The organism is Pedobacter jeongneungensis, assembly GCF_000633455.1.
Taxonomy (GTDB): Bacteria; Bacteroidota; Bacteroidia; order Sphingobacteriales; family Sphingobacteriaceae; genus Pedobacter; species Pedobacter jeongneungensis_A.
On record NZ_AYMG01000002.1, the window covers coordinates 43,067 to 62,455 of the forward strand.

Here is a 19,389-nt window from a genome sequence, read left to right on the forward strand (position 1 = left end):
CATTTCGGTCTGTGAGGACACAGACCGAGGATTATAGAGGATTAAACAAATTAAAAATAACATAAATAGTAATGATTGATTTAAAAAAATTACAAGTTTGGTTCATTACCGGTACACAACATCTGTATGGTGAAGAGACCTTAAAACAAGTAGCAGAACATGCACAGCAAGTGGCAGATTCGTTAAACCAAAATGGAAATATTTCCGTTTCGATCGTATATAAACCAATTGTAAAAACCACTGAAGAGATTTTCGAAACTTTACAGCAGGCTAATATTGACGAAAATTGTATTGGTGTAATTACCTGGATGCATACTTTTTCTCCGGCTAAAATGTGGATCAGGGGATTAAACGTACTTCAAAAGCCTTTATTACATTTACATACGCAATTTAACCGCGATATTCCATGGAATACCATCGATATGGATTTCATGAACCTGAACCAAAGTGCTCATGGCGATCGCGAGTTTGGTTTTATGGTTACCCGTATGCGTAAAGATCGTAAGGTAGTGGTTGGCCATTGGCAAGATGAGGAAGTAGCCAAACAGATTGATACCTGGTGCAGGGCTGCTGCCGGATGGCATGATTGGCAAGGGGCTAAATTTGTCCGCTTTGGTGATAACATGCGCTTTGTAGCCGTTACCGATGGCGATAAAGTAGAGGCTGAAATGAAATTTGGTTTCGCGGTAAATACTTATGGTATAGGTGATTTAGTAGCGGTAATTAATGGAATAAGTGAGGAATCGATTCAAGGACTATTGAAAGAATATGAAGAGACTTACGAAATGGCTGCTGACTTAAAAGTTGGTGGTGCCAGACATTCGTCTGTTTACGAGGCCGCTAAAATTGAGCTGGGTTTGAGAAAATTCCTGGAAGACGGCGGCTTTAAAGGTTTCTCTGATACTTTTGAAGATCTGCATGGTATGATCCAGTTACCAGGTATTGCAGCACAGCGTTTAATGGCCGATGGCTATGGTTTTGCTGGTGAAGGCGACTGGAAAACCGCTGCTTTGGTACGTGCCTGTAAAGTAATGGGTGCTGGTTTAGCAGGCGGTAATGCCTTTATGGAAGATTATACCTACCATTTCGATCCGTCAAATTCAATGGTATTGGGCTCGCACATGCTTGAAGTTGATGCTTCTCTGGCAAGTGGTAAAGCCAGTTTAGAGGTTCATCCTTTGGGTATTGGTGGCAAAGCAGATCCTGCGCGTTTGGTTTTTAACGTAGCTGGTGGCGATGCTTTAAATGCATCTTTAATTGATATGGGCAATCGCTTCCGTCTGTTAGTGAACGAAGTAAAAGCTGTAGAAGCAGAACATGATTTACCAAATTTACCAGTGGCCCGCGTACTTTGGAAACCATTGCCTGATATGAAAACAGGTTGTGCAGCCTGGATTTATGCTGGTGGTGCACACCACACCGCTTACAGTCAGAATTTAACCACCGAGCATTTATTGGATTTCGCAAATATTGCCGGTTTAGAATATGTAAATATCGGTGCAGATACCAAAATCAATCAATTCAGAAATGAATTGCATTGGAATGAGGTTTTTTATAAATAGTTTTTGGTTAATTAACGCTCAATGTTCAGGCCGGTAATTTTAGGATTATCGGCTTTTTTTAAACGCGATCGTCATGCTGAACTTGTTTCTGTATCTATTTGTAAATTATCATTGACTATAAAATTGTTGTATTCAAGCATCTTGATTGGAAATAAGTGCAGAGTATTTTATTCAGGCAGAAAAAAAACAGCTATCCTTTAACAATAGAAGTAAAATCAGAAAAATCCTCGACTTTAAATGCCCTAATATCTCTTACAGACTTCTTGAACCAATCAATGTTTGATAGAATATGAATGGCTTTATAAACTGCGGTTAAATTTTCTTCCGTAACATAGGTACTTCCCTGAATCCAATAGAAGCCGCTATTATTCAAATGACTTTTTATTTCAGCATAGGCACTATGATATTTTTCACCATATTCTTTTTTTAAATCAGATATGGTCATATCAAAGCTTAATGCGTACATGCTTCCTCACCTAAAAATCTAAAAAGATCTTCTTTCTCAAAAAAAACTTCACCATCATCTGATTTTGCAGTGATAACAATACCTGCAAATGGATTTTTTTCTATTTCTATTATAATCCCATCAATCCACTCAGTCCTATCGGTTACTTGTGGAGAAATTGAAACTTTATCGCCTATTTTCATAACAGATTTATTATTTAAGCTAATGATTACAAATATAAGTATTTTATAGCTATATTATTTTAATGATAAATTTGCTTCGCAATGACGATCCCTCGATCATAGTTTCAGCTTGACGATTATTCTATACTCACCATCGCTTTTATCACCCCATTTTTCGGATTAAGCCAACTTTCAAACTCATCTTTCACCTCATCGAACTTAACCTGATGGGTAATATAATTAGTAGGATTAACCAAACCTGCTTTCATTGATTTAATTACATGTTCAAAATCTTCAATCGTGGCATTTCTGCTGCTCATTAAGGTCGATTCTCTTTTATGAAACTCAGGATGGTTAAAGATTAAATCGCCTTTTTGTAATCCTATTAAAACGAACCTTGCACCATGGGCCATGTAGTTGATGGCATTATTGATTGCTTTTTGATTGCCTGTAGCATCAATTACAACAGTTGGCATATCGCCATTTGTAATATCACTCAGTTGCTGAACCACATCAGCTGAAAGCGCGTTAACCATATAGGACACTTTCAATTTATCTTTACAGAATGCCAAACGGTCGTCATTAATATCTAGTGCAATTACGTTGGCTCCAGCAATCCGAGCAAACTCCATGGTGCCTAATCCAATTGGTCCGGCGCCAATAACGAGTACAAATTCTCCGGGCTGAACAGCTGCCCTTCTAACCCCGTGCGCCCCGATGGCCAAAGGTTCTACTAAGGCAAGTTCATCGTAACTTAGCCCTTCGCCATTTAAAAGCGTTCTTGATGGAACCTGTAGGTATTCTCGCATCCCGCCATCAACGTGTACACCACAAACCTGCATTTTTACACAGCAATTGGGCTTGCTCATGCGGCAGGCAATACATTCACCACAATTAAAATAAGGAATAAAAGTAACAGACTCTCCTATTTTAAAACCTTCAGCTCCATCGGCTTCCACCAGCTCGCCAGAAAGTTCGTGTCCTAAAACACGGGGATAATTAAAAAAGGGTTGAGTGCCTTCAAAAGCATGCAAATCGGTTCCGCAGATCCCGATCCGTTTAATTTTGATAATGGCGTGATCTTTTTTTAGTTCAGGTTTTTCTGTTTCCGAATATTCAAAAGTTCCCGGTGTTGTACAGGTAAGGGTTTTCATTTGTTATTGGTTAATTGTATAAATTGGTTAATCGGTTAACTGTAAGCTGAAAACTGACTAAGGTTAACTGTCAATTGCGAATTGTAAACTGAAAATTGATTATGCGTTCGCTAATGCTCTATCTAAATGCACGTAGCCTCCATCAACATGAATAATCTGTCCGGTGGTATGGCTCGATTTATTGGACATTAAAAAAGCAGTCATGTTTGCAATTTCTTCTGCAGTTGTCATTCTGTTTTCCAGTGGAATTTTGGAGGTGATTTCTTTCAGTTTTTCTTCCGCATTGTCTAAAGTCTCTATCCAGGTTTCATAAGCAGGAGTCCAGCATTCGGCAACAACCACTGCATTCACACGGATCCCATATTTTAGCAATTCTACTGCCCACTCGCGGGTTAAAGCATTTCTACCACCATTTGCTGCAGCGTAGGCAGAAGTGTTTCCCTGTCCGGTTTCAGCTGTTTTGGAAGTGATATTTACAATTGCACCTTTACTTTTAATCAATTCTGGTAAGGCATGGTGCGCCATTAAATAATAATGCACTACATTTTTATGTAACGAAGCCATGAAATCTTGGTAATTTCCACCTTCTAAACCTACCCCATCATTAACGCCTGCATTGTTTACTAAACCATCAATTCGTCCAAATTTAGCAACGATTTCTTTAATTACTTTTCCGCAATCATCTGGATTGGAAAGTTCTGCAACAAATTGTTCTGCTTGTTTGCCCTGAGCAATAATTTCATCAACCACTTTTTGGTTATCTTCTGCTTTTCTGCCAACAATAACAGCGATGGCGTCTTCTTTAGCAAATACTTCTGCAATGCTCCTACCAATGCCTTTTGCAGCACCAGTGATGATAATAACTTTTTCTTTTAACTGTAAATCCATAGTTTTTTAATTATTTTAAAGCGTTCGTCATGCTGTCCCGAAGTTTCGGGATCAGCATCTTTATTGCTAGTTAGATTCCTGAAACAGGTTCAGGAAGACGACGCCTCTTAGTTAATCATTATTTTAATATCTGCTTTTCTTGATGCTGGTAATACCTTCAAATCTATTAATTTTCCATTCTTTAATTGTCCTTCAACAGTGGTTTGGTAAGGCGCATAAAGTTTGAAATGCACATCCCAATCTTTAGGCCATGCAGGAAAAAGGTAAATTTTTTTACCATCTACCTGCAGTAGCATTTCCTGCAAACCGATCATACCTGATCCGCCCCAATTGTGGTCTGGCACCCAATCAAAACCTGGTCCCCAGAAGGCTGAGAATCTCCTTCCAGAGTCTTTTAATTTTGCTGTGGTTAATTTTGCCGCCTCTTCGGTTAAGCCCAATCTGGCTGCGAAAATATTATCCTGCTTCCAGCCTACATAACTGCGGAATTTCAATACATCCGTATCATATTTAAAAGTATTGATAGCCGTATCCAAAGCGGGCTTTCCAACGCCATAAATTCCCCAGGGATATACCGGATACAACTGTGGGCTTTCTGTATTGTTAATGCGTTCCCAAAGTTTTGCCGGAGCAATTGTTGTGTGGCCGTCGAATACCCTAAAACTAATTGGTGGAATGGTTTTTAGCATTGCAGACCATTCTGCCTTTTGCTTTTCAGATAAATTGGGCTGCTCCAGAAGTCTTTCCAAAACGGTTTTTAAAGCTGCAATGGTTGAGGTGGAGTTATAGGCCATTTTATAAGTTTCGGCACCAGAGCCTGGATACAAAACCAAATGTCCATTGGCATCTAAAGCTTTTGCTCCGCGTTGTTTGGCCAAATAATTATAATGCTCTTTAAAAAATGTCAAAGAACTTTCAATCAATGGAAGATATTTTTCGATGTGATTGCCATTATATCTTTCTGTTTCCAAAATCATCATACAAAATTCTAAAACGGTATCCCATTCGTATTCCAGCCAGGCGTTATACTCCATGCCTTTGTTAAAATCAACAGGCCGTTTCCAGCCATATTCGGCAGGATTTGGTAATCCAAAATTTTCTAATTGTTCGGTAAAACTGGCTCCTTTATGTTTCCAGGCAGATTCCGTTCTGATTTCAGCATTTTTTAACAAATTCAGGTAGAAATCGAACTGGGGCTTCATCATTTCAAAATCACCACTTTTTAACATCGGCCAATAAACCAAACGCTGGTTTTGGGCGGTATGTGTTCCGCCTCCCCAGTTCCTGAAATCAGGTGTGTATTTTAAAGCGGTATCGGTAAGTTGTGGATCGAAAGTGAATAGGCCACCGTTGAATTTTGTAGGATATTTCCCAAAGGCATTGCAACCCAACATGTACCTGAATAGCTGATAATTTTTAGCCGATTGATTAGCAGATTCATCTTTAGCATTAATATAAATGAAACTTCTTTTCCAGTAGTTATTCCACCATTTTATACTTGCTTTCTGGCTATTTTTGTTGTTTATAACATTTAAGCTTTGCTCCCATTGCTTTGCAGAGGTTGCTGTAACAGTATTTAATGTAATGGTGATATTGGTAGCATTTGATGGCTTTTTACTTTTTAAGGTCCAGGCTTTAAATGGTGTACTTAGATAGATTCCATTATAATTCCCTGCCGGAATCAAATTATCACCTTGCATTTTTCCACCAAAAATCAGATCTTTTAAAGGATTGAATAATTCGGCCTTCCTGTCATCAAGACCTTGTTGTTTTACTGTAATATCGAATACGGTTTCAGGTTTATTTTGATGGTAAAATTGAACGGAATTGTTTTTAAAAGCAATTTCATCTTTGAAGGTTTTTACAGTGCCCTGAGGTGCCCATTTATATGAGTTTTGGTTGTTCTCTTTACCTTTAGTGATGTGGTCTTCAAAACGCCAGCTTTCGTAACTGGCTTCTGTTGTGATTTTTTGACTGGATTTAATGTCCAAATGAATAACAGGATTGAAAACATCTACCCAAACCTTGATTTTAGTATTTAAATTACCGTTTGCACCTGAAATTTGAGCATAACCATCTTCTAAGATGAGTTCTTGTTTGAATGTTTTTCCTAAGAAAGGATTTGGGGATAATTTGAGTTTTACACGACCTAATTTGAGTAAGGTATTGTTCTCGTCGAAGGTACCACTTTTGGATAGGTAGAGGTAAACATTACCATTTTCTACCCAAAGGTTAAGGCCGATATCGCCACCACCAACGGGCATCGACTCTGAAGAATTAAGGCTTTGGGCGTTCCAAACCACATTAGGTGGGGATTTTTGCTGGCAAAAAGCATTTGATTGTATGTACCACGAAGACACGAAGAGCACAAAGAAAAGGTTAAGGTTTTTTGACCATTTAAGGAATTTAAGAACATTTAAGTTCTTAAATGAAATACTTAGTGTGCTTTGTGTCTTTGTGGTTATTCTTTTTTGGTGTATGGTATTTGACCACCTAAGGCACCTGAGCACACCTGAGGCATGGTTCAATAATTTTGACGATATAAGACATGTAAGAACATTTAAGTTCCTACATAAAATACTTTTTGCGATTTGTGCCTTTGTGGTTAATATTTTTTGGCATGTGGCATTTGACCACCTAAGGCACCTGAGCACACCTGAGGCATGATTCAAAAATTTTGACCATATAAGACATGTAAGAACATTTAAGTTCCTAAATAAAATACTTCGTGCTCTTTGTGCCTTTGTGGTTAAAATCATCATTAGTTATCCCAATCATCGGTGCGGAAAGAGGAAACGGGTAAACCATCGTTCCCAAATAAATCGCCGGTTACAAAATCTTTAAAGGCATAACGAACAGCTACCGGTACCTTAACCTGCTCTGCTGAAACGGTAATGATACTACCAGTTATAGTTGCTTTTGCGGAGTAAAATTTATGATCAGCCCCAGCTACTTCGAATAAGACCAGTTCTTTCCCGAATGAAGTTAATCCATTTGCTACATTTTGAAACTTGATTACCGCTTTATTTTTATCGACCGTGAAAGAATCATAGGTTGGACTTAATGCGCCAAAACCTTTTATGCCGTAAGTTTGGGCCAATGCCAGGTAAGCTAAACGTGTTCCGCCCTGTTTTTTGTTGGCGGGATGGATTGATTTTTCCTCCCCAATATCCATTAAAACTGCCATCCCCGAATTTGGAATTTTAGTTAAGGATTTGCGTTGCGCATCTCTTAAAAAGGCTGAATTGAATTTACCTCCTACGTGATAAGGTGGCAATTGGGCGTAATTATAAGGCGCTATCTGTGCGTAATAAAATGGAAACTCTCCATTATCCCAGTTTTTTCTCCAGGATGAAACCATTGCAGGGAATAAATTTTCGTAGCGGTCTGGGCGTTCGTAATTCGATTCTCCCTGATACCAGATGGCACCTTTGATGCCATAGCCGATTACCGGATAAAGCATACCATTGTATAAAGTTGTGGGTGTTCTGCTTACTTCTTTTATGGTGTCTGTTTTTGAAGGGATTTTAACCTCAGGGAATGCTTTTAAATCTTCTGGCGACATCCAGGCCTCGATTGTAGAACCGCCATAACTATTGTTGATGATCCCGATAGGAACATGTAACATTTCGCTTAATAACGAACCAAAATAATAGGCAGTAGCACTGAAATTCGAAACGGTTTCAGGCGCAGCTAATTTCCATTGTGAAGGTTTGCTGTTTTCTTGTCGTTCGGTGATGGAAGAACGAGGAACAGTATAAAGCCTGATGTCTCTATTGGTTGATTTTAAAATTGCTTCATTTGAACCAATTATAGGCTGACTTTTAAAGCCTTTCATGGGCATTTCCATGTTTGATTGGCCACCACAGAACCAAACTTCTCCAATCAGGATATCGGTTAAAACGAGTTTCTCTCCATCATTTAATTCAATATTATAGGGGCCACCGGCTGATGGTGTAGCAACTTTTACTTTCCATTTACCCGCCTGATCAGATGTAATCGTGTAGTTCTGTTTGTTCCAGGAGGTATTGACTTTTACTTTGGTAGAAGGCTTGGTCCAGCCCCATATTGCAACATTGCTTTGTTGCTGTAACACCATGTGATCGGTAAAAATCGATGCAGGTTTAACTGTTGCAGATGCTATAAAGCAACAGGTTAGGTTTAAGAATATGATGAGTTTTAGTTTCATTTGTTTTTTCTTTATTTCTTTATAAAATGATCGTCATTCCCGCGCAGGCGGGAACCACGCAGGGCTCAGCGAAGCTAATCTTAATGCAACCTACAGCCCCTACCAAGGCATTAGGATTCCCAATCAACCCGATAGCTATCGGGTTGGGAATGACGCCCCCTATTACATCATCTACTCACTGGTAACCAAACCGACATTTCAGAGTGGCCCCGGTTTCCCCAGGCAAAGTATGGTACCAGTTTTATTTCAGTGGCTGCATTTTCATTATCTATGGGCCTGTACAATACATTTTTCCAGTTGTTTGGCGCTATGATTTTTGCATTTCCTACTAAACTCATCATTGCAGCCCCGTCGATATTAATGGGTTTAACTTCAAATTTGGTTGAAGCCGGAATAAAAGCATTAAAAATACTTTTACCAGGTAAATCAGTTGATTCCAAGCAGTAAACAATCGGTCCGCGTTTTACGGCTACCTGGTTTTTGTTTTCTTCAACCAGTGGATTAGCTTCAATCAAAGTAGCTTCCATTGGGAGATTTAGTTCCACCACATCGCCCTTTTTCCAAACGCGGCTGATTTCTGCATAAGTTCCGGAAATGGCTTTAATATTTTCAGTTTTTCCATTAATGGTGATCTGTGCATCATGCGTCCATGACGGGATTCTTAAAAATAATGAATAAGCTTTATTTCCTATTTCTTTAATATTGATTTTGATCTTCCCATCCCAGGGGTAATTGGTTTCCTGGGATAAAGAAATTTTCTGACCGTTAGTTAATGTAGTACTTAAGTTATTGCCGCCATATAAATTGAACCACAATCCTTTATCTGAAGTAGTATAAGCGTAATTACTTACTTCTGCGATTGTCCTCACCACATTTGGCGGACAACAATTGGATAATGCGATGTAAGGTACCCTATCTTTCGACCAGCGTTGTTTAAAAGGTAAATCGTCTGATTGGGCCAGTGGATTGGTGTACAAAAAGTTCTTTCCATCCAAACTAATTCCAGACAAAACGCTGTTGTACAAAGCCAGTTCCATTACATCAGCATATTTGGCATCGCCCGTAATCTGCAACATGCGCCAGTTCCAAAGTACGTTACCGATGTTGGCACAGGTTTCGTTATGTGCAGTAAAATTTGGCAATTGAAAATCACGACCGAAAGCCTGGTGGATTTTCTGCACGTCGGCCGGATTATATGACGTTCCATCGGGAGAAGTGCCATCGTAAAGTGAACCACAGCCTCCCGTGATGTACATTTTATGCTGATTGACATCATCCCACATTAAATTTAAAGTATTTAAAAGCGAATCCTTACCCGTTTCGGCATATAAATCAGCTACGCCGGCATAAAGGTAGTTTGCGCGTACGGCATGGCCCATGGCTTTGGTTTGCTGCAAAAAAGGAATCCGATCCTGGTTGTCATCTGTGCCATCATCAATTTTTCCTTTAATCGCAATTAAATGCTGCGCCAGTTCTAAATAACGAGGATCTTTAGTGGTACGGTACATTTCTACCACACCCATGTAATGTGAAGGACATATTGCATTTCTTGCCAAAGTTGGTGATGCCGATTTATAGAAATTATATAAATAATCGGTTGCCTTTTTAGCAATGTTAAGCAGTGTCATTTTTCCTGTTGCACGGTAATGGATGCAGCCTGCCGTCATTAAATGGCCAATATTATATGATTCGAAGCTTAAACGATCTTGAAACTGGTTTTTAGAGCCTGTTTTACGCTGCTCAATCATTGCTTTAGTATAGATATAACCATCTTCGCGTTGCGATTTCCCAATCACCACAATGGCCTTATCCATCATTTCGTTCAGCTTTGGATTTTTCGTTGAGGCATATAAAACGGCCACGGCCTCTAAAGTCTTGTAATAATCGCCATCATGAAACGAGGGACCTGCGTGTGATCCGGTATCTAATCCTGCGGCAATTTTGAAATTTTCAAAAGCATGACTGATTTTCGGATCATTATAAATGGCCCACATATTGGGCACCATGGTTTCTGTTGCTACTTTGAAACGGTCGGCCCAAAAACCTTTTGTCCAGGTTACATCTGCCATATTGATGCTGTGCAATTTCGCGTAAGGAGAATTTGATGTATTGACCAAAGCCTTATCTTGTGCCTGCACGCAGAGCGAGGTGAAACACAATGTTATAAATACGCTATTTTTTAATGCTTTCATATCTTATTTTTCTTCCACTTGAATCAACACCGGGCCCAATAATCCAGCAGGATTTAATGATTTTCCTTCCAAACGGAAAGGTGTGGTAGTTTTAGTAACCCTCTTATCTTCTGGTAATTTACTATCGCCGATTAAACGGTTAGCCCAAGTATTGGTAACTTCGATTTCTATTTTGTTATCGCCCTGTTTTATGGCTTTGCTGATATCCAATCGGTGTGGTGCAGTCCATAAGGTGCCACAGTTGATGCCATTGATTTTTACTTCAGCAATACTGTAAAATTGGCCTAAATCAATCCATGTTTTATCATTCGGATTTCCATTGAAATTGAACGTTTTGGTGTAAACAGCTGTTCCGGAATAATATTTAACCAAACTATCCGTGTTTGTTGTCCAATCGGTTAAATCGTTAAAAGTTACTGGCTTTGATGGTCCTCCATAAGATGTATCGAATTTTGCCTGCCAGGATTGAGAAATATCCTGAATAGATCTAAAATTGGACCAGTTGTTTCCTTTGTCTAATTGAGTTTCGTTTGTTGGTTTGTCGAAAATTAAAAATATGGATTGATTTGCAGCGAGCTTTAATTCAAAACTTGTTCCTCCACTCCAAGCAAACCATTTACTTAGGGATTTAGTTTGATTTGAAACTGCATCGTATATAATTGGAATTCTATTCTTTATACGTGAAGTAAAATAAATTTGACGTTCTAAATTTTCTTGATTCGAAATAAAGTAAATATCTTTTGCTTCAGATTTCCTATGAGTGAAAGCAATATTTTTGGCAAATAAGAATAATGAATCTGTAGGAGTTTCTCGTATATCTAAATCTGGTCCAAGCCCAATTTTACTAAAACTTTCAATATAAAGTGGTGCTTTTACTATAGAACCAATTTTCAAAAATTTTGTCCAAAGTGGATGTGGACCGTTAGGTAATTCAACAAAAGCTCCATCCCATATTTCTTGGACAGCCTTATGAAATACTGCCTGATTAACCTGCTTAATTCCAGATTGATATAGCGGCTTATCTCCAATAATCACTTTAGCTCCTGCCTTAGTCAGTTCCGAAAGTTTTTTAACTACTTCGTAGCTCATGTACTGGTAATTCGGGTTCATTTTCATATTGCCCGGTATCACCAAAACTTTATATGTTGCACCACTTTCGAACACCACATTTCCATCTTTAACGATGGCTGTTTTTAGAACATCGGGATTAAAACTATCATAAGCATAACCACGCAGAGGATTCACCCAATTTTCGGGATCGGCCATGTTTGCAGAATGGGTAACTCCTGCCGGAATCTGCCGCAATGGCTCTCCAACATTTGCCAGGCGTTTTTTTTCAGCTTCTACCACATTAGCACCAAAAATACCTGGTAGGGTTTCAACTAATCGGTCAGGCAAAACTGAACGGCGTGGTAATTCTTCACCAGTAAAAACGGCGATATCTACAACAGGTTTTCCTTGTTGTAGCAAGTTCTGCGTTCTTTCAGCATAATCTATCCATGCTTTTCCGGCCTTCCACCAGGTTTGGTCACGCTGGAAATATAAACCTATACCGTCTAGGGTCATTCCAGGTTTCCTATCCGTCCATGGATTGTGTGTAAAAACATGATAGACGAGTTTATTGATCCCAAGGGCATAATTTCGATCCTGCAGGGTTTTCATATTGGCCGGACTTTCATTCCAGTCCATTCGGACCGTGGTAAAAGCCTCGGCCTGGATAATGTTTTTACCATAAATATGTGCTCCGGAAATAGCATCTAGCATATCATTCGGTTTGTCGTGTGTCGGGCTGTTTAACCAAAACTCGCCCATGGGTACATCAACTGTTTTGTAATGCATCAATCCATCACTCATCATGGTTGGTGCAATGCTTTCTGCGGTAAAAGTTACGCCCTGCTCCTTTGCCAGTTTTGCCAGGGTTTTATAAAATTGATCGACAACCAATTCAGAGATGGTTTTTCTGACATCATAAAGGAAATTTTCAGAAACTGAAGCATTTTCTATAGGCAAACCGGTCATGATGGGCAGATAGGGCGTTAAATCGTAACCCCTGCGTTTTAAAAACTCGGCTTTAAACACCGGCGACCAATTCTGACTGCCGCATTCCCAACTATCTACATGGAAAACGCTTAAAACTTTCTTTGCAATTTCGGGTCCGCCATGTTTTAAAGCTTCTCCATACCAATTGTTGAATTGTAGTTTTACCGCTTCGGGATTGAATTTGTCGCATTCTAAACCCTTTCCACCACCACCTGTTGCGTTGGTATGCCCGGTTGAAGTATGGCCTATTCTCAGAATGGTCCAGTTGCCTTTTGGTGCTTTCCAGTTTAAGGTTCCGTCCGGATTTAATTTGTTGGTTAGATTAATGATCTTATTCAATGGCACACAAAGATTTTTAGCAATTTCAGCTTCGGTGCTTCTTTTGCTGATTCGCCAAACTGAACCATTCTTGCCTTCGAACTGGTTAATCTGTGCTTCAGAAGATAACTCCAGATTTACCAATTTTAAAGAAGGTTTCCATTTGGCTGCATCCAGATCCTCTGAACCTGGCTCCGAACCCTTTTTATCATAAACAAACCTGAAAAATTTTGCTGTGGTGGTTACAATTGAATGCGTTACATCTTCATCGGTATCCTGCCATCCATGTCGCGGGGCTTCCAACCTGCCTACGGAGCGGAAAACTTTACCATCATCGCTCACCTCAATAGCTAAACGTTGTGCCTGATAGTTATTTCCACTGACTTTAATGGTGACTGTTCTGCAGGTGAAAGGTTTTTCGAATTCGTATTGAACGTAACAAGGTTCATTTGAACCGAAGTTTTTCTTATTACCTTGTTGCACTAAACCTGTGGCATCGGCTCCATTACTTGCTGTAATTTTAGGAATAACAGTTCGTGTTGAAATGCTTTCGCCAATTGGTGAAGGGTAAGCGTAAACGGCAATATCTTTATAATAATTTTCGTTCGATTCTGGTTGAGGTAAGTTGATCTTATTATCTGTATTACTGATATTTATTTTTGACCAAACCACTTTCTGCATGGAAAGTTCCGGCGTTATCCATGGGCCACCTGCTAAAGCAAAACCATCACTTACGTGCATGCCCAGTTTCAGGTTTAAACGTTTGGCTTCACTCATGGCAAATTCAACCATTTTCCACCATTCTGGTGTAAGTTGAACTGCAGATGGTGAATAAGCTGGTACTTTATCAGGACCTTGAATGCTCATTAAATATGCACCTCCAATACCATTTGATTTCATGGCTTCCAGATCAGCGGTAATGCCGGCTTTTGAAACTGCTCCTTTAACCCAATACCAAAATACCCAGGGTTTTGCATTTTCATTTTGTTGCGCGAAAAGGTTTGCTGAAAAGTGAAGACTGATCAGTATGAAGCATAAAACCCTGATATTTTTAGAAATGATCATTATTTATGTGCGATTTTATAACCCCGTAAGCCAAAATAAAGGATAATCAAAAAACATATTAATGGAATGATATAGCCGATTTGTACATTGTCGTTACTTGCATCTATTACAGCGCCCATTGTCAATGGAACCACCGAACCCCCAATTATAGACATAATCAACCATGAGGAACCTGGTTTGGTATCGTCACCAATACCTTCTATGCCCAATGCAAATATTGTTGGAAACATGATCGACATGAAAAAACCTAAACCACCTAGTGCATACACTACAATAGGACCTTTAACTGTTATCGCAATTAAACATAAGACGATGGCCACACAGGCGTAAATAGACAACAACTTAGGTGATTTTACATAAGCCAATAAGGCTGTGCCTACAAAGCGACCGACTGTAAAGAGTATACCATAGATAAATAAATAAATGCCTGCGGTTCTTTCATCAAAACCAGCGCCTTGTTGCGCTGCACGAATAAATGAACTCGTAACACATACCTGGGCACCTACATAAAAAAATTGTGCAATAACGGCCCATCTCAAATGCTTATGTTTTAGAGATCCTAAAAAGCTACCCTTAGCTTCACCATCAACACTTTTTGTTTTGATTTCGGGAAATTTAATAAAGCAAAAGGCTATAGCAATTAAAACTAAAACTGTTCCTAAAATAATATAGGGCATTTTTACAGATGATGCTTCTGTAAGGCGTACCACCTCTGTCATATTAGCTAACTCATCTTTAGTATAGGTTTTGCCTGATAGAATATAACGGGTACCAATAAAACCAGCCACGGCAGCTGCCAAGCCATTAAAAGAAGCTGCTAAATTTAAGCGAGTTGCTGCTTTTGCCGGATCACCAAGAACAGCTGCATAAGGATTGGCTGAGGTTTCTAAAGTAGCCAAACCACATCCAATGATAAATAATGCAATTAAAAAGGTGAAATACGAAAGGTTATTTGCAGCTGGAACAAATAAAAATGCTCCAAATGCAAATACTAATAGCCCCACAATCATTGTGGTTTTATACCCCCATTTCTTAAGGATAATTCCAGCTGGGATTGCCATTATAAAATACGCTAAGAAAATCGATGTATCAATAAACATCGATTCGAGATTACTTAAGTTAAAAGCTTTCCGTAAATGTGGAATTAAACTTGAATCGAGGTTATGCGCCATTCCCCAAAGGAAAAACAGACTGATGACGAAGATAAATGGTATGAGGTATTTTCTGCCCGATGATTGATCACCCTGTATTATAATTTCTGGTTGTGTGTTGTGGTTCATTATATTTGGTTTACTCCTAAATCCCCTGGAGGGGGCATAAGATGAATGTTAATTTATTTTTTCTTTACAACAAGCAGGTGGTCGCAGACCAATACCACTTCTCCATGTTGGTTGATGATTTCTACGTGTTCGGTTACGGTGCCATATTCAGGTCTTTTGCTCTCTCCTTTTTCTGAAATGGTGATTTCGGAGTGGATGGTATCGCCAATGAAAACCGGTTTTACAAAGCGTAATTTATCATAACCTTTGCTCATGGCTTCCGGATTAATTTCTGATGCGGTTAAACCGATACCAATGCTAAAAATCATGGTTCCGTGGGCAATACGTTGTTTAAAAGGTTGTGTTGCACACCATTCTGCATCCATGTGATGAGGGAAGAAATCGCCGGTATGACCAGCATGAACCACAAAATCGGTTTCGGTTATGGTCCGACCTAAGGTTACACGTTTATCCTGTAATTGGTAATCTTCAAAAAATGTTGATTTGAAATACATAATTTTATTTTTCTATAAGCGATACAATCGCTTTTCTCTTACATCCTCGTTACAAACTAGGACGATCTAGTGATTAACTATTTAATTTCTCTTTAACTTTAACCCCACCAATATCGCTCGATTGATAGGCACTTTCTACAACGACCATGGTTTGGATCACATCTTCAACACTGGTATGCAACACATCTGTTGAACCTTCATTATAACGCATTAAATTGGCCATGGTGCCAATAAAAGCCTCCGGAAACCAGGAGCCATCTAATTTAACTGTCCGCCATTCTGGAGTTTTGCCATCTTCTACTATGCAGTATTCAAATACATCAGGTACTCCATGCGGATAATCCATCAATAAACCGATTTTAGCTACAATAGCACCTTTTGTTCCTTCCCATTTGATGTAACTTTCCTGGTGTTTCGGACCGAAATCATGGTCGTGGTTAGTATTGATTACCGCATGCATGGTATCGCCATAATCGAATAAAATGGTAGAACGTGATGAAGACAAACTTTTCGCGGGATGTTTTAAGGTTTTTGCCAGAATACTCCTCGGATTACCCAAAAATGAGCGGATCAAATCGACATAATGGATGCTATGGTACTGAATTTCTAAGCGCGGATGAATAATTACATGCGGGAAGATTTCCCAGGGTGTTTTAATCGTCACCCGAACTTCCATATCGTATAATTCGCCAATTAAACCATGATCAATGAGGTACTTTGCAGCGCTTACAAAAGGTGCGAAACGTAACTGAAAGTTAATGGCGGCTTTAAACTTCTTTGCCCTGCATAACTCAAGGATTTGCTTTGCCTGTGCAAAATCATCTCCCATGGGTTTTTGGATCAATACTGCACTTCCATCCGGCAATTGTTGCAGGGTTTCGATGTATTGCTCAGGCATGATCGTTAAATCGTAAACTGCATTTGCTGGAGCCAGTTTTACTGCTTCGGCCACCGAATTGTAGACGTTTGGAATGCCAAAAGCATCAGCCAGTTTCTGTGCCCGCTTTTTGGTCCGGTTTACAATACCATGCACTTCAAAACCTGCAATTTTATACGCTGGAAGATGCGCATCGGCCACTATTCCTCCTGCACCAATGATAATGATGGGTTGTTTGGTTTGTGGTAATTCGGGTTTATATTTGATATCAATACTCATTTGTCAATTTCATTAATCTGGTTCTGTGCAAGCTGAATGAGCTCTTCTGTTGCGGCATCGGTGTTGATGGCCTGTAAAACCATTTGGTCGATGATGGCGGCAATAGCAGCCCAGTTTTGTTTCTGTGGCAACATATTGGCCACCTCATGTAATTCTTCTAATTTATGGTAATAAGGAATAATCTGGTTGATCTCTTCATTTTTCCAGGTCGAAATCCTGCAACCTATCCCACCTGCTAAGGTGAGCTGTTTATCCTGTTCAGCAGCCAGGGTAAAACGTAAAAAATCATACGCTACAGCTTTATTTTTACTGCCCTTTGCAATGGTATAAAGCCAATATACATTTAGCGAAGCCGAGTTTTTACCTGGAGCGGATGGCAAGCGTTCCACATCAATTTTTCCTTTTACTTTGGAGTTTGCATCTACTTCGCACATGGCCGCAAAACCAAACCAGTTGATCATCATGGCAGCTTCACCTTGTGAAAAGGCGATTCCTGCGGCTACAGATTCGAATTCGGCCGATTTAGGGTGAACAGCAGTTTTATCGTTCACGATTTTACGGTAAAAGTTTAAACCATCAATGGCTGCCTGGGTATTGATCTGGATAAAACCATTTTTATCAACCAGTGTCCCGCCCCTAGTCCATAATTGCAAAGCGAAATCGAAAACAGTGTTGTGTCCGTCGGGATAACAGGCGAAAATACTGCCATACAAATTTTGTTCCGGGCGATTGAAAAAACGGGCAATCTGGTGAAAATCTTCCCAGGTTTTGGGCACTGTTAAGGTTTTGCCGAATTGAGCAAAATATTGAGCCTTTTCAGCTTCACTTTCGAATAAATCTCTTCTGTAGATAAAACACTCCGGGCCATCATGAAAGGGCAAACCCACTACTTCCCATCCGAAACGTTGCAGCCCTAAAAGCGATTTGCTCCATCCCCTCGGGAAATCGTCGGGTTTATTTTTATTGATGTAAGGATTTAAAACTTCAAAATCATTGCCGGAGTAGCCTTCCAAAACCCAATCGGTACTGATGTGCGCAATATCAAAATCGCCCTTTGCCAAACCTTTCTGAGTGATGGTACTGTCGTAAAGTTCGTGCAAATCCATTACCACCATTTCCAACTTTAGTGTACAGCCTGAAATGGTACAATATTGATCCCAGAATTTCTGCATGGCAGCTTCAAAAGGTGCAAATTTACGAACGGCTATTCTGAAGGTTTCTATTTGGTTATGCATTTGCAGTGGTATGCTGTGTTATAAATTCTTTGATAATTTTTTCATTATCCTGTCCCAATTTTGGTGAACCTACAGATGAAGTCAATAATTCTCCATCAATACGGATCGGGCATCTGGTGGTTTCATATTTGTAACCATCAATCATTTCAACTTCCTGAACCATCTTCAATACCTTAAAACCCTCGTGGGCCATTAAGGCGTTCCAGTTTAATACATCGGCACACCAGATATCGGCTGGTTCTAAAATGGAAAGCCATTTTTCGGTAGTTGCCGATAAAAGATGATCAGCCAAAATTGCCTTAATTTCATCACGTTTATTGAATGCTTCACTGAGCTCAACATAATCTTCTAACTTCTCGTTACCAAGCAAATTACCGAGCTGTGGAATGGAAGCCATCGCCAGGGCTAAATATCCGTTTTCTGTTTGATAAATCCCATAAGGAGCACCTAAATATGCATTTGCATTATTCTTTTTCGAACGTTGAGGCAAGGATCCGCCATCATTCATAAAAGTGGTGATGGTTTCAAACTGGAAATCGTAAGCAGATTCCATCATGCTGATCTGTACAAAACCACCTTCGTTTTTTATCGCTTTCCGGTATAAACAAGCAAGGATTCCCTGCGCCAGATGTGCGCCTGCCAACATATCAATAATGGATAAGCCCATTGCCACAGGGCCGCTACCGGCATTTCCTGTTAAAGAGGTTAAACCGGTAACGGATTGCAAAAGTAGATCCTGACCAGGTTTATTTTTCCATTCCGTGTTGTTGCCATAGCCTGAAATTTCGCTATAAATGATGGTTGGATTTAAAGCGGAAACGGATTGATAATCGAAACCTAAACGTTCCATTACCCCCGGACGGAAATTATGGATCATTACATCTGCTTTTTTAAGTAGTTCGCGTACCATTTCGCAATCTTCTTCGCGTTTTAAATCAACCTCAAAACTTTCTTTATTCCTGTTGATGGCATGAAAAACCGACGATTCGCCGTTCATGATCAGGTTTGAGGTATAGAGCGTGCGGCAAATATCGCCTACACCCAAACGCTCGATTTTGATTACACGCGCACCCATATCGGCCAAACGCAAACTTGCTGATGGTCCCGATAGGAACTGGCTGAAATCGATAACTAAATAATCTTCAAGCGGTAGCATAATTTTATTATTATATTAAGGCTTGTTTACCAT

At 39.6% G+C, this 19,389-nt stretch carries 14 protein-coding genes; 1 reads left to right on the forward strand and 13 read right to left on the reverse strand.

What is annotated here, in order from left to right:
• Nucleotides 1-71 precede the first annotated feature (71 nt).
• Complete coding sequence (gene araA / locus U859_RS0102890) at nt 72-1,562, forward strand: L-arabinose isomerase (RefSeq protein WP_025141939.1); 1,491 nt, start codon at nt 72-74, stop codon at nt 1,560-1,562.
• 190 nt (nt 1,563-1,752) lie between these two features.
• Here the strand turns inward: araA and U859_RS0102900 are convergent, their stop codons facing one another.
• The 13 genes from U859_RS0102900 to U859_RS0102970 form a co-directional block, all read right to left on the reverse strand.
• Entirely contained in the window at nt 1,753-2,028 is a 276-nt protein-coding gene (locus U859_RS0102900; RefSeq protein ID WP_025141941.1) for an endoribonuclease VapD, read from the reverse strand.
• A complete protein-coding gene (locus U859_RS0102905; RefSeq protein WP_025141942.1) occupies nt 2,016-2,210 on the reverse strand; it encodes a hypothetical protein in 195 nt (64 codons plus the stop codon). The genes U859_RS0102900 and U859_RS0102905 overlap by 13 nt, the downstream gene beginning before the upstream one ends.
• A gap of 116 nt (nt 2,211-2,326) precedes the next feature.
• On the reverse strand, nt 2,327-3,343 hold the full coding sequence (locus tag U859_RS0102910) for a zinc-binding alcohol dehydrogenase family protein (protein ID WP_025141943.1): 1,017 nt from the start codon (nt 3,341-3,343) through the stop codon (nt 2,327-2,329).
• Nucleotides 3,344-3,442: 99 nt separating this feature from the next.
• The gene (locus U859_RS0102915; RefSeq protein ID WP_025141944.1) at nt 3,443-4,231 is read right to left on the reverse strand and encodes an SDR family oxidoreductase; all 789 of its coding nucleotides are present in this window, start codon (nt 4,229-4,231) and stop codon (nt 3,443-3,445) included.
• 107 nt (nt 4,232-4,338) lie between these two features.
• Nucleotides 4,339-6,534: a DUF5703 domain-containing protein gene (locus U859_RS0102920; protein WP_240183001.1), complete on the reverse strand. Its 2,196-nt coding sequence runs from the start codon at nt 6,532-6,534 to the stop codon at nt 4,339-4,341.
• A gap of 458 nt (nt 6,535-6,992) precedes the next feature.
• Nucleotides 6,993-8,420 carry a sialate O-acetylesterase gene (locus U859_RS0102930; protein ID WP_025141947.1) on the reverse strand — a complete coding sequence of 476 codons (1,428 nt, stop codon included), beginning with the start codon at nt 8,418-8,420 and terminating at the stop codon, nt 6,993-6,995.
• A 167-nt stretch (nt 8,421-8,587) separates the two neighbouring features.
• Nucleotides 8,588-10,612, reverse strand: a complete 2,025-nt coding sequence (locus tag U859_RS0102940) for a glycoside hydrolase family 127 protein (RefSeq protein WP_025141948.1) — start codon at nt 10,610-10,612, stop codon at nt 8,588-8,590.
• A gap of 3 nt (nt 10,613-10,615) precedes the next feature.
• Nucleotides 10,616-14,035, reverse strand: a complete 3,420-nt coding sequence (locus tag U859_RS0102945; RefSeq protein ID WP_025141949.1) for a glycosyl hydrolase — start codon at nt 14,033-14,035, stop codon at nt 10,616-10,618.
• On the reverse strand, nt 14,035-15,315 hold the full coding sequence (gene fucP, locus U859_RS0102950; protein WP_025141950.1) for an L-fucose:H+ symporter permease: 1,281 nt from the start codon (nt 15,313-15,315) through the stop codon (nt 14,035-14,037). The genes U859_RS0102945 and fucP overlap by 1 nt, the downstream gene beginning before the upstream one ends.
• Nucleotides 15,316-15,368: 53 nt before the next feature.
• Nucleotides 15,369-15,809 (reverse strand): MaoC/PaaZ C-terminal domain-containing protein, encoded by a 441-nt coding sequence (locus tag U859_RS0102955; protein WP_010603407.1) that lies wholly within the window; start codon nt 15,807-15,809, stop codon nt 15,369-15,371.
• 73 nt (nt 15,810-15,882) lie between these two features.
• Nucleotides 15,883-16,965, reverse strand: a complete 1,083-nt coding sequence (locus U859_RS0102960; RefSeq protein WP_029985399.1) for a Gfo/Idh/MocA family protein — start codon at nt 16,963-16,965, stop codon at nt 15,883-15,885.
• Nucleotides 16,962-18,200, reverse strand: coding sequence for an extracellular solute-binding protein (locus tag U859_RS0102965; RefSeq protein WP_037505193.1), 1,239 nt, complete (start codon nt 18,198-18,200; stop codon nt 16,962-16,964). The genes U859_RS0102960 and U859_RS0102965 overlap by 4 nt, the downstream gene beginning before the upstream one ends.
• Complete coding sequence (locus U859_RS0102970; RefSeq protein WP_025141953.1) at nt 18,193-19,356, reverse strand: CaiB/BaiF CoA transferase family protein; 1,164 nt, start codon at nt 19,354-19,356, stop codon at nt 18,193-18,195. The genes U859_RS0102965 and U859_RS0102970 overlap by 8 nt, the downstream gene beginning before the upstream one ends.
• Between the last annotated feature and the right edge of the window lie 33 nt (nt 19,357-19,389).